The 13,488-nt window shown below is 64.2% G+C and carries 6 protein-coding genes; 5 read left to right on the plus strand and 1 reads right to left on the minus strand.

Annotated features, from left to right (window positions below):
• Window positions 1-365 precede the first annotated feature (365 nt).
• The 5 genes from HBF24_RS08815 to HBF24_RS08835 all read left to right on the plus strand — a co-directional run bounded on the left by HBF24_RS08815 (window position 366) and on the right by HBF24_RS08835 (window position 12,696).
• Entirely contained in the window at window positions 366-3,494 is a 3,129-nt protein-coding gene (locus HBF24_RS08815) for a carboxypeptidase regulatory-like domain-containing protein (protein WP_167171964.1), read from the plus strand.
• Window positions 3,495-3,600: 106 nt separating this feature from the next.
• A complete protein-coding gene (locus HBF24_RS08820; protein WP_167171967.1) occupies window positions 3,601-6,276 on the plus strand; it encodes a glycoside hydrolase family 2 protein in 2,676 nt (891 codons plus the stop codon).
• 40 nt (window positions 6,277-6,316) lie between these two features.
• A complete protein-coding gene (locus tag HBF24_RS08825; RefSeq protein ID WP_167171970.1) occupies window positions 6,317-7,801 on the plus strand; it encodes a glycoside hydrolase family 125 protein in 1,485 nt (494 codons plus the stop codon).
• 37 nt (window positions 7,802-7,838) lie between these two features.
• On the plus strand, window positions 7,839-10,217 hold the full coding sequence (locus tag HBF24_RS08830) for a GH92 family glycosyl hydrolase (protein WP_167171972.1): 2,379 nt from the start codon (window positions 7,839-7,841) through the stop codon (window positions 10,215-10,217).
• Between the two features lie 67 nt (window positions 10,218-10,284).
• Window positions 10,285-12,696, plus strand: coding sequence for a glycoside hydrolase family 31 protein (locus HBF24_RS08835; protein WP_167171975.1), 2,412 nt, complete (start codon window positions 10,285-10,287; stop codon window positions 12,694-12,696).
• Window positions 12,697-12,699: 3 nt separating this feature from the next.
• Here HBF24_RS08835 and HBF24_RS08840 read toward each other — a convergent pair whose 3' ends face one another.
• Entirely contained in the window at window positions 12,700-13,464 is a 765-nt protein-coding gene (locus HBF24_RS08840) for a class I SAM-dependent methyltransferase (protein WP_167171978.1), read from the minus strand.
• Window positions 13,465-13,488: the final 24 nt, after the last annotated feature.

The following is a 13,488-nucleotide window of genomic DNA, read 5'->3' on the forward strand; positions in this document are numbered from 1 at the left end:
CATTTGGATCGAGACAAAAAAGTTCCCGGGCGTCATGTTGCGGCACACAAAACGTGAAATCGCCGTTACGCCGCCGCCGCCATCAATTGCTGCGCTGCCGCATGCACGGATATGAATAGTTCATATTCAGGTGGTTGACAACGATGTCACGCAAATTTCAGACTCTCATCACGCTGTCGCATGCCTGCCATTCTTCCCTGCAAGCGCTGGCGTGATGTTCAAGGGCGACTCCCCCACCCCCGGCCGCGGCGTCAGTCGCGGAAGTTTGCCTTGCACATCAAGCAACCCCTTGGGGCGAACCGTCGCGTGCGCGGCCTACGCGCGCGCGGTGAATTAGATCGATATAATTTTACGAGGGACAACTCATGCCTAATCGGCCGCTTTCCTCCAACCGTTCCGCCAGGCGCCTGGGCGGCCTGCGCCTGAGCGTGCTGGCCCTGTCCATGTTGTGTGCCACGCCGCTGATGGCGCAGTCGATCTACGGCGGCATCTACGGCAAGACCAAGACCCAGGGCGTATCGGTGGTCATCAGCAACCCGAGCACCGGTTATACGCAGACGGTCAAGCCCAACAGCCAGGGCACCTACTCGGTCAGTCACATCGCACCGGGCCAGTACAACGTCAAGGTGATGCTGGACGGCGCGCCGTTGCACAGCAAGAACGTCACCGTGCGCGCCGGCGCTTCTTCGGCGGTGGTGTTCGCCTCTTCCAGTGCCACCGCGTCGGCCACCGCCAGTGCCACGCCGTCGACGGCCAATGCGCAGAACATGAGCGGTGTGACCGCCTATGCGCCGCCGTTGTCAGTGACGCCGATCGACGTCAGCTCGGTGGACAACACGAAGATCTGGAACATGAGCGACGTCAACAAGCTGCCGGGTGCGCGTGGCCTGCACGGAGCGCTGCAAAGCGTGACCCTGCTGCAGTCCACCGCGCAGGCGCCGGGCGAGGTCGACAGCGCGGCCGGTTACGCCGGTGGTTACGTGCAGGTCAACGGCGCCGCGCCCAATGAGAACCGTTACTACGTCAACGGTTTCGACATGACCGACAACCGCAACATGCTGACCCCGCCGGGTCTGTGGGCGGTGCCCAACGAGGCGTTGAGCTCGGTGCAGCTGAAAAACACCGGCTACGGCGTGGAGTATGGCAATGCCACCGGCGGTGTCACCTCCGGCACGGTCAAGCAGGGCGACAATGTGTGGCGTTACGGTGCCAGCCTGTACTACCAGCCGCCGACCTCCAAGCTCAACCCCAATTCCCAGGACATCCGCAACCGCAACAACCCGGAGCTGTACAACAGCTTCAACTCGGCCAGCCACCAGGAAGGGCGCATGGTCGAGAACTACTGGGCATCCGGCCCGATCATCAAGGACAAGCTGTTCATCTACGCGCTGGATGAGAACCATCCGCCGTCCAGGCGCTACACCTACGGTGGCAACAATGGCACCACCAAGGAACAGTTCGACACCAAGCCGTCCAATATCGGCCTGGTCAACCTGACCTGGAACATCGACAACAACAACACCGTCGATGGCATGTTCATGCGCATGCATGACACCACCTGGTACAACCGCTACCACCTGAACGACCCGTACAACCCCGGCTCGGCCGACAAGAACGTGTACGACTACAGTGGCAGCACCGATGACGAGTACCTGGGTGTACTGCATTACACCGGCGAGTTGACCGACAACCTGCGTGTCAACGCCATGTACGGTTTCTCCAAGTTCCGCACGGTGGAGACCAGCAAGGCGCTGAACGACAACAGCGGTCAGCCATATGCGGCCTATTACAACTACGACACGCAGTCGACCAGCATCCTGCCGGGTGCTTCGGCCGCCGGTCAGTTCCAGCCTGATCCGTCGATCTACGAGAACCGTGGCTACAGCATCTCGCTGGACTTCACGCCGAACGACCAGCACGACATCCAGTTTGGCCTGCAGCGCTACACCGACCGCGCCACCTCGACCACCAGCACCAACACCAACGGTTACTACACCTACTATGTGAACCACTGTGGTACCGGCCTGACCGAGTGCGCGCTGCCCAACGGTGCCTCGCTGGCCGATGGCACGCCGTATGTGGTGTCCAACTACAGCTACCAGCACGACAACGAGCGTGACCGCACCGCCGGTATCTATCTGTCGGACAACTGGCAGGTCAGCGACAACGTGGTGGTCTATGGTGGCCTGCGTCACGACACCTACGTCGGCGTGCTGGATACCGGCGATCAGTTCATGCACCTGCCGTTCAACTCCCCGCGCCTCGGCGTGGCCTGGGACGTGTACGGCGACAGCAGCCTGAAGCTGGGTGCCACGCTGGGTCGCTACGCCGAGATCATGGGTCTGAACTACAACGACCTGGCCGGCGCCGCCTACACTGATCGAACCACTTACCTGACCTACAGCTGTGGCTCCGAGTACTGTGCCGACAACGGCTATGTGCCACAGAACACCACGCAGATCGGTCGCGCGCCGGGTACCGACGGTAATCTGCCGCTGTCGCCAACACAGCACGTGTCGGGCAACGTCAAGCCCAGTTACCAGGATGAGTTGTCGATCTACGCGCTCAAGCAGTTCACGCCCAGCTGGACCGGCAGTGCCACCTTCTACGTGGCCAAGCTCAAGAACCTGATGGAGTACTGGAACGACAGTCCGCTGATCAACCAGTACCTGACCGGACAAGGTTACGACTACCAGATCCCGAGCGGCGACCTGGGCTATCTGTACAACCCGGGCAAGGATCTGAAGATCCTGCTGCCGGTGGGCCCGAACGGCGCGCTCAAGCGCGTAACCGTGCCCAACAGCTACCTGGGCATGCCGCATCCGCATCGCACCACCTACCAGCTGACGCTGGACATGAACCACTCGCCAACCCAGGCGCAGCCGTGGTTCCTGGACGTGTCCTATACCTGGCGTCACGAGTTCGGCAACACCACCGGTGGTGACGACGTCGCCGGCGGCGGCACCAACAACCCGTGGGGCACCGGTTACGACACCGCGTGGGAAGCGCCGGCCTTCCAGGACGGCTCCAACGGCAACCTGCCCGAGCCCAACGGTACGCTGAAGATCAACGGCTACTACCACTTCGCCAATGGTCTGCGTGTCGGCGGCTCGTACAGCGCCACCACCGGCATTCCGCTCAGCTGCTACAGCTACTACCCGAACCCGGGTGACAACCGTCTGCCGCAGGGCGACAACAACACCCAGGGCGCGTTCTACTGCGGTGGCTCGCTGCATCCGCGTGGTCATGCCGGCACCACCGGTTTCACGCAGCTGCTGGCGCTGAATGTCGGCTACGACTGGAAGTGGCGCGAATACTCGTTCAGTCTGGACCTGGACATGACCAATGTCTTCAACACCAACAAGGTGCTGGAGCTCAATCAGGTCTACAACAACAGCGTCACCGATACCCAGCCGTCGGATACCTACATGACTCCGTCGCTGCGCCAGGCGCCGCGCACGACCATGCTTTCCTTCCGCTGGCGGTATCGTTAACTTGAAAGCCCGGACGGGCACCGGCGATTATGTCGGTGCCCGATGCTCCACGGGCGTCGCCATGGCTGCAGGGCCGTGGCGGCGCCTTTGCCGTGAGATGTGATGCATGAAGCCCAAGCACCTGTGCGCGCTGCGCCGACTGGTTCCCGCCGCGTTCGTTCTGCCGCTGTTGGCAGCGGCATTTCCCGGACAGGCCGCGCCACCGACGGTGCAGACGCTGGATAGTGGATGGCAATTCCGCCTGGCACCGGGTGACAGCCATGCCAAGGCTCATCCCAAGGCGGCGCACTGGCATGCCGCCCAGGTGCCCGGCACCGCGCAGACCGACCTGATGGCCGCCCATCTCACCCCCGATCCGTACTACCGCGACAACGAAAAGACCATCCAGTGGGTCGGTCTTTCCAACTGGGACTACCGCACCTCATTCGATGTCAGCGCGGCGATGCTGGCGCGCCAGCACGTGGCGCTGGTGTTCAAGGGCCTGGATACCTTTGCCGACGTCATCGTCAACGGTCACAAGGTGATCACCGCCGACAACATGTTCCGGCACTGGCGCGCGCAGGTGAAACGCTACCTGCATGCCGGCCACAACACGCTTGAAGTACATCTGTACTCACCGATTGAGCGCCTGCAGCCGTGGCTTGAAAAGCAGCCCTACGCGTTGCCGGGTGAGTTCGATTCGGCCTTCGGCGATGAGCCCAAGGGCAAGCAGACCGCCAATTACATTCGCAAGGCCAAATACGGCTATGGCTGGGACTGGGGTCCGCGCATCGTCACCATCGGCATCTGGAAAAAGGTGCAGCTGGAAGGCTTCGATGCGCTGCGGGTCAGCGATTTCCATATCGCGCAGACCAAGATCGAAAAGCGGGCCGCGCATCTGGATGCGCAGCTGCGCGTGCATGCCGACACCAGCACGCCGGTGACCATGCACCTGACCGTCATCGACCCCGAGGGTCACACGGTGGGTCACTACAGCCGGCAGGCCACGGTCGATCCGGGCAACAACACCATCGACTTGCCGCTGCGCATCGCCCAGCCGCAGCTGTGGTATCCCAACGGTTATGGCAGGCCGTCGATGTATCGCTTCAAAGTCAGCCTGAGCGATGCCGACGGCCGCCTTTACGACGGCAACAAGGCTACCGGCCTGCGCCATATCGAGCTGCGTCGCGCCAAGGACAAATGGGGACGCAGCTTCGAGTTCGTCATCAACGGCATTCCGGTGTTCGCCAAGGGCGCCGACGTGATCCCGTTTGATTCCTTTCCGCCGCGTGCCACCCGTGCGCAGATGCATCACATCCTCGCCTCGGCCAAGCGTGCGCACATGAACATGCTGCGCATCTGGGGCGGCGGTTACTACCTGCCCGACAGCTTCTACCAGATGGCCGACCGCATGGGCCTGATGGTGTGGCAGGACTTCATGTTCGGCGGCGCGATTCCGCCATACAACCGCGCCTATCGCCAGAACACCCGCATCGAGGCGATGCAGCAGGTACGGCGTCTTCGTGACCATCCGTCCATCGTGCTGTGGTGTGGCAACAACGAGGTGCAGACCGGCTGGGAGTCGTGGCCGGACCGGGCCAAGTTCGCCGCCTCGATCAGCCCCACCGAGCGTGACCGCATCGTCACCGGCATGGTCAACCTGTTCGGCAACACGCTGCGCACCGTGGTGACCAAACTCGAGCCGCAGGTGCCGTATTGGGCCTCCTCGCCGAGCACCGATTTCGACGGCCCGGCCAACGTGCTGAACGACGGTGACTACCACTACTGGAACGTGTGGTCGGGCAAGGCCAAGCCGTTCGAGCAGTACCTCAACATCACGCCGCGCTTCCAGTCCGAGTACGGCCTGCAGTCGTTCCCGGTGATGGCCACCATCAAGACCTTCACCAAGCCCGGTGACCGCCACGCCGAATCGCCGGTGATGCGTGACCATCAGAAGTACGACAAGGGCAACGGCAACAAGCGGCTGCTGCTGTATATCAAGCGCAACTTCGGCGTACCCAAGAACTTCGCCAGCTTCGTATACCTGAGCGAGGTGATGCAGGCCGACGGTATCCAGTTGGCTGCCGAACACCTGCGCGCCTCGCGTCCGCACTCGATGGGCTCGCTGTACTGGCAGCTCAACGATGTGTGGCCGGGTGCCTCGTGGTCGTCGATCGACTATGACGGACGCTGGAAGGCGCTGCAGTTCCACGCCCAGCGCTTCTACGCGCCGCAGATCATCGCCGCCCTGCGCAACAAGGGCGCCACCACGGTGTCGCTGGTATCCGACCTGCAAAAGGCGGTACCGGCGCACTGGCAGGTCCAGGTGATGGATTTCTCAGGCCATGTGAAGGCCACCCATGGTGGTGACCTCTCGCTGCCGCCGCTGGCCAGCACCCAGGTGGCCAGCTACAGCGATGGGCAGCTTTTGCAGGGTGCCGCCCCGGCCAGGACCATGGCCGTGGCCACACTCACCGAGGCTGGCAAGACCATCGCGCGCAACGTGGTGTATTTCGGCAAGGCGCGCACGCTGGATCTGCCGCTGCCGCACATCACCCATACCCTCAAGCGCGAAGGCGATCACTACCTGCTGACGCTTTCCAGTGACGTGCTGGCGCGCGCGGTGTGGGTCGCTTTTGGCGACCACGATGCCACGCTCTCGGACAACAGCATCACGCTGCTGCCGGGGCAGACCCGCACGCTCAGCCTCACCAGCAAGGCGAGCCTGTCCGCACTGCGCGGCGCGCTCACCATCGATGACCTGGCGCACGTGATGCACGGCGCGCCGGCCGCGGCGCACTGATGCGCGCCACCTCACTCTTTTCCAAGCGCAGGGCCTGGTTATGACCTCACGACGCGACCTTCTCAAATTCATCGGCTCGGCGGCGGTGACCGGTGCCGTACTCGGTACGCCGCGCCTGACGCGTGCGGCGCAGACGGCCAAGCCGATGAACGATTCGCCCAACGCGCCCAAGGGCGGCGATCCCACCGCCTCGGGGCATCGCCCGCCGCCGTCGCAGCGCAAGTTCACCAGCCCCGCCGTGGAGGCCGAGATTCACCGCGTCAAGGCCGACATCACCGATCCCAAGCTGGCGCGCCTGTTCGAGAACTGCTACCCGAACACGCTCGACACCACGGTCGAAATCGGCACCCTGGGCGGCAAGGCCGATACCTTTGTCATCACCGGCGACATCGACGCCATGTGGCTGCGCGATTCCTCCGCGCAGGTCAATCCGTACCTGCCGCTGGCCAAGCGCGATGCCAAGCTGCGTCGCCTGTTCCACGGCCTGATCAATCGCCAGGCGCGCTGCATCCATATCGATGCCTACGCCAATGCCTTCATGCCCGATCCGCACGCGCGGCCGCTGACCTGGGCACGCCACGACGACACCGACATGAAGCCTGGCGTTGGCGAGCGCAAATGGGAAATCGACTCGCTGTGCTATCCGGTGCGTCTGGCCTACGGCTACTGGAAAGCCACCGGCGACACCACGCCATTCGATGCCGACTGGCGCGCTGCCATGCACACGCTGCTGGACACCTTCCGCACCCAGCAGCGCCTGCATGATCGCAGTCCGTATCACTTCCAGCGCAGCTCGCCGAACCCCACCGATACGCAGTTCTTGAGTGGCTACGGCAACCCGACGCGCCCGAACGGCATGATCCATTCCATGTTCCGGCCCTCGGACGATGCCTGCGTCTATCCTCTGTTCGTGCCGGCCAACCTGTTTGCCGCCTCGATCCTGGACAAGCTGGCCGAGATGAGCCAGGCCATCCATCACGATGGTGCGTTCGCCGACGATTGCCGCCAGCTCGCCCACGAAGTGCGCCAGGCCGTGCACAAGCACGCCCGCCTGCGCGACGAGCATGGCCGTGAATACTGGGCCTATGAGATCGACGGCTACGGCAACACCTTGTTCATGGACGATGCCAACGCGCCAGGCCTATCCAGCCTGGCTTATCTGGGCGCCTGCAAGCTGGACGATCCGCTGTACCAGGCCAGCCGCAGCCGCGCCTGGAGCGAGGCCAACCCGTACTTCTTCAAGGGCAGCGCGGCCGAGGGCATCGGTGGACCGCATGAAGGCCTGCGCATGATCTGGCCGATGTCGATCATGATGCGCGCGCTGACCAGCACCAACGCGCAGGAAATCGGCCAGTGCCTGACCTGGCTCAAGAGTACGGATGCAGGCACCGGCTTCATGCATGAGGCCTTCGATCAGGACAATCCGGCCAAGTTCACGCGTTCCTGGTTCGCCTGGGCCAACACCTTGTTCGGCGAGCTGATCCTGCGCGTACACGCCGAGCACCCGGCGCTGCTGCGCAGCTGAGGTCCGTCCCGATAACGCATCTGTAGGAATCTGCTCCATGCTGACCCGTCGTCGCTTTCTGCAAGGCGCCATCGCCTTCGCCCTGACCGGTGCCGCCGCCGGTACCCTGCGCAACGCGCGCGCCCTGCCGTTGCCGGCAGGCAAGCGCCCCACCGGCTACAGCGGTGCGTCGGGCGCGGGCCTGGCACCAGCGCCGGGGTCGCGATGCGTGGACCAGGTCGATGTGTTCATCGGCACCGGCGGCCATGGCCACACCTATCCGGGCGCGACCACGCCCTGGGGCATGGTGCAGCTCAGCCCAGACACCTACAACGCGGTGTGGGATTCGTGCTCCGGTTATCACGAATCCAACGGCTCGATCATGGGCTTCTCGCATACGCACCTGTCCGGCACCGGCATCGGCGACATGCTCGATCTGCTGCTGATGCCGGCCACCGGCCCGGTGAAGATCAAGCACGGCAGTCTGGCCGACCCGGACACCGGCTACCTTTCGCGCTATGACCACGCCGACGAGTGGGCCGCGCCCGGTTACTACAGCGTGCTGCTCAAGGACTACGGCGTGCGCGCCGAACTGACCGCCACGCAGCGCGCCGGCATGCACCGCTACACCTTCCCGGCCGGGCACGAGGGGCATCTGGTGGTGGACTGGTTCCACGGCATGCAGGACAAGCCGGGCGTGCCCACGCGCGTGACCGATGCCGAGCTCAGCGTGGTCGACGATCACACCCTGGTCGGCGGGCGGCGCGTGCACGAGTGGGCCAATGGCCGCTACATCTACTTCGCCATGAAGACCTCGCGTCCGTTCTCGCGTGCGCAGATCTACAAGGACGACATCGCACTGGGCACCTCGGTGCGCAAGGCTTCGGGAAAGAACCTCAAAAGCGTGCTGTTCTATCCGGATGCCCACGACGCGCCGCTGCTGGTGAAGGTGGGCATCTCCTCGGTCAGCGCCGAGAACGCGCTGGCCAATCTTGAGCACGACATGCCGCATTTCGATTTCGACGCCGCGCAGAGCGCGGCCTCGGCGGCCTGGGAGAAGGAACTGGGCCGCGTACGTGTTAATACCTCGTCCGCCCGCGACAAGCGCATTTTCTACTCCGCGCTGTACCACAGCATGCTGGCGCCGACGTTGTACTCGGATGTGGACGGGCGCTACCGCGGCATGGATCTCAAGGTGCACCAGCTGCCGCAGGGCCAGCACAACTACAGCACCTACTCGCTGTGGGACACCTATCGCGCGCTGCACCCGATGCTGACGCTGCTGCAACCTGAGCGCGTGCCCGATATCGTCAATGGCCTGGCGCGCATGGCCACCGAAAGCGCGGATGGCCCGCCGGTATGGCCGCTGCAGGGCGTGGAAACCGGCTGCATGATCGGCTATCACTCGGCCTCGGTACTGGCCGAGGCGCAGGCCAAGGGCTTTGAAGGCATCGATTTTGCCCGCGCCTGGCCGGTGTTCCGAAAGCGCGCCTTTGTCGATGATTACCGCGGCCTGCCGTACTACCGCAAGCTCGGTTTCATCCCGGCCGACAAGGAACCCGAGTCGGTCAGCAAGGTGCTCGAATACGCCTACGACGACTGGGCCGTGGCGCACCTGGCCAAGGGCCAGGGTCAGACCGGCGACTACCAGCGGCTGATCGCCCGCTCGCGTCACTACAAGAACCAGTTCAACGCCGACAGCCAGTTCATGCAGCCGAAGCTGGCCAACGGCCAGTGGGCCACGCCGTTCGATCCGCGTGGCATCGGGCATTCGAAGAAGTGGCGCGATTTCACTGAATCCAATGCCTGGCAGGCAACCTTCCTCAACCAGCACGACGTGCACCACTACATGGGCATGTTCGGCGGTCGCGAGGCCTTCGCGCGCAAGCTCGACGGCCTCTTCAACGCCAGCTCCAAGCTGCCGCCCGATGCGCCGCCGGACATTGCCGGCCTGGTCGGCCAGTACGCACATGGCAACGAGCCCAGCCATCACATCGCCTACCTGTATGCCTACGCCGGGCAGCACTACAAGACCCAGTCGCGCGTGCGCATGCTGCTGGACAGCATGTATCACGCCAAGAAGGATGGCCTGGCCGGCAATGACGACTGTGGCCAGATCAGCGCCTGGTACGTGTTGAGCGCGCTGGGCTTCTATCCGGTCGATCCGGTCAGTGCCAACTACGTCATCGGCAGCCCATTGTTCGACAGCGCCGAGGTCGATGTCGGACGCGGCAAGACGCTGCGCATCAGCGCGCACGGCAACGGGCCGGATCGCCCGTACATCCAGTCGGTGAAGTGGAACGGCAAGGCGTACAGCCGCACCTGGCTGCGTCACGCCGATCTGGCCGCGGGTGGCCACCTGGAATTTGTGATGGGGCCGCGGCCGAACAAGCACTACGGTGCCAGGGAAGCTGATACGCCGCCGTCCTACGTGTAACGCGCAAGGCGTTTTGAACGGTCGGCATCGGTGGTGTGCCGCCGTCTTTGGCAGGAATGTTGGATAGATGATGGCGATGATTCGTACGCGGCGGGTGCTGGCCCGGTTGGTGGCGGCCATGATTTTGTTCGCGGGTACTTCGCTGGCGGCGGCTGGTGCCACCGATAACGCCGCGCCTGCACACGGCGTGACGCTGTCCTGCGGCGGGCAACAGCTGCACGTGAGCGTGGTCGCGCCGGGCGTGCTGCGTGTTGAGCGCAGCTTCGCAGGCACCGTGCCTGTGCATCATTCGTGGGCAGTGATGCCCCGCGCGGTGCAACATCCGCCGGCCATCACGCACGTTGCCACGGCCAATGCCGTGGGCTTTGACACCGCGCGCCTGCAGGTGCGCATCGATCGCCGTACCTTGGCGTTGACGGTGACCGATGCCGCCGGTCACCTGATCAGCGCCGATGCGCCCGGCTGGCCGGTCTCGCATCACGGCCATGCTTTCGAGGTCTATCAGACGCTGCCGGCGGGCGCGCACATCTTCGGCCTGGGCGACAAGACCGGCCCGCTCGATCACCGTGGCCGCGCCTTCACGCTGTGGAATACCGACGCCTATCACTGGCAGGCCTCGACCGACCCGCTGTACAAGTCGATTCCGTTCTTCATCCAGGTGAGTGGTGACCGCGCGCATGGCGTGTTTCTGGACGACACCTATCGCAGCCATTTCGATTTCGGCCAGCGCACGCGCAACGTGTTGTCGTTCGGTGCCGAAGGTGGCCCCATCGACTATTACCTGATCGCCGGCCCGACGCCGGCCCAGGTGCTTACGCGTTACACCGCGCTGACCGGCCGGCCGCCGATGATGCCGCGCTGGGTGCTGGGTTATCAGCAATCGCGCTGGAGCTACGGCACCCAGGCCGAAGTGATGCGTGTGGCCAAGCGCCTGCGCGCCGATCACATTCCGGCCGACACGCTGTTCCTGGATATCGACTACCAGAACAAGGACCGCACCTTCACCATCGACAAGCAGGCGTTTCCGCACTTTGCGCAGATGATCGCGCAGCTGCACCGCATGCAGTTCCACGTGGTGGCCATCACCGACCTTGCCATACCGGATGCCAAACCCGGCCAGTACGCGGTACGCGACTCGGGCCTCAAGCACGATGTCTTCGTCAAGCGCGCCGATGGCAGCCACTACCTGGGCGATGTCTGGGGCGGGCCGTCGTTTTTTCCTGATTTCACCAACCAGGCGGCGGCGCGCTGGTGGGGCCGGCAGTACGCGCACTTCTATCAGGATCTGGACATCGACGGCTTCTGGAACGACATGAACGAGCCGTCGATCTTCAACGTCGCCAGCAAGACCATGCCGCTGGATAACCGTGATCGTATCGTGCAGCCGGGCTGGGCCGAGCGCACCACCACCCAGCGCGAAATACACAACGTATTTGGCATGCTCAATTCGCGCGCCACCTATCGCGGCTTGCTGAAACTCAAGCCAGACCTGCGCCCCTACGTGCTGACGCGTGACAGCTACGCTGGCGGGCAACGTTATGCGGCCACCTGGACCGGCGACAACTCGGCGACCTGGGATCACATGCGCATCAGCACGCCGCAGCTGATGAACCTGGGGTTGTCCGGATTCGCCTTTGCCGGCGATGACATCGGCGGTTATGCCGGCAGCCCGCCGGCGGACTTGCTGACGCGCTGGATCGAGCTGGGTGCATTCAACCCGATCATGCGTGACCACACCGAGAAGTACACCCGCCCGCAGGAGCCGTGGGTAGACGGCGCGCGGCAGGAGGCCATCCGCCGCCACTACATCCAGGCGCGCTACCGCTTGCTGCCGTATCTGTACACGCTGGCCGAACAGGCCCATCGCACGGGCCTGCCGATGATGCGCCCGCTGTTCCTGAACTTCCCGAACGCGGCGAATCTCAATGTCGCCAACGACAGTGAGTTCATGCTCGGCGGCGATCTGCTGGTGGCGCCGGCGCCGTTCCCCGAACAAATGGACGGCTATACGGTAAGTTTCCCGAAGGGCTCATCCTGGTATGACTACTGGAGCGGCAAGCGCGTCATGCTCGACGCCCACGGCCAGCTCACGTTGCCACATCCGGCACTGGATACGCTGCCGGTGTTCGTGCGCGCCGGCGCCATTGTTCCGCGCCAGCCCCTGGTGCAAAGCACCGCGCAGACCCCGCAGGGCGCACTGGAGCTGGATGTGTACCCTGGGGCCGACTGTCACGGCGAGATCTACACCGATGATGGCAAGAGCTTTGCCTTCCGCCACGGTCACTTCTACCGCCGACAGTTTCGCTGCAAGATGCTGGCCGATGGTCGCGTGCAGGTCAGTTTTGCCGCGCCGAAGGGTGACTTCAAACCGTGGTGGCATCGCGTGGACATCAGCGTGTTCGGCGCGGCGCACGGTCCGCGTCACCTCGAGCTGGCGCGACCGGCTGGCGCCAGGACGGTGACCGTACCGGCACGGTAACGATCAGCCCGGCGCGAGCGCCAGCAGCGTCATGGTGTCGAGCTGGAAGTTGCCATCCTCGTCCATGGCGAAGTGGCGACGGACGCTGTCATCCATGCGCGATTGCAGTTCGCCAATCGCGGCGGTGGCGGCCTGTGTTGTGCGCATACGCTCGATCCAGCTGGCGAAGTCGATCGACAGCTTGCGCGTGACCAGCTCGCCGGGCAGCAAGCCGGCTTGGGTTGCGAAGGCGCTCCACTCGGCGACGCTGTAATCGCGCACATGCGAGGGATCGCGCAGCATCTCGATGCATTGCAGAAAGCTGTCCAGCAGCGGCGCGCCGGGTGAGATCACATCCATCAGCACGGCCACGCCGCCGCCCTTGAGCACCCGGCGCATCTCGCGCAGTGCCTGCGGCACGTCCTGCCAGTGATGGGCGCTGAAACGGGTGCAGACCAGGTCGAAGCTGGCATCGGCAAACGGCAGCGCCTCGGCCGGCGCGTGCTGGGTCTGCAGGTTGGCCAGGCCGCGGCGTTTGGCTTCGGCTGACACCGCCTGCAGCATGTCGGCCGAGACATCACAGGCCACCACCTCGCCCGCATGCGCAGCGGCGGCAAAGGCGGCGTGGCCACCACCACAGCCCACATCGAGCACGCGCGGCGTGGGCAGCCCGCCGACGATGGCCGCCAGTTGTTGCAGATCGGCGCCGGAGGCGTGCACGGCGCTTTGCACGTACGCCTGGGCGCGCGGACCAAATTGCTGCTCAGCAAGGCGTGTGGGACCGGACATGGTCGCTACCTGCGTTTCATGCAT

The organism is Oleiagrimonas sp. C23AA (assembly GCF_011759385.1).
Classification (GTDB): Bacteria; Pseudomonadota; Gammaproteobacteria; order Xanthomonadales; family Rhodanobacteraceae; genus Oleiagrimonas.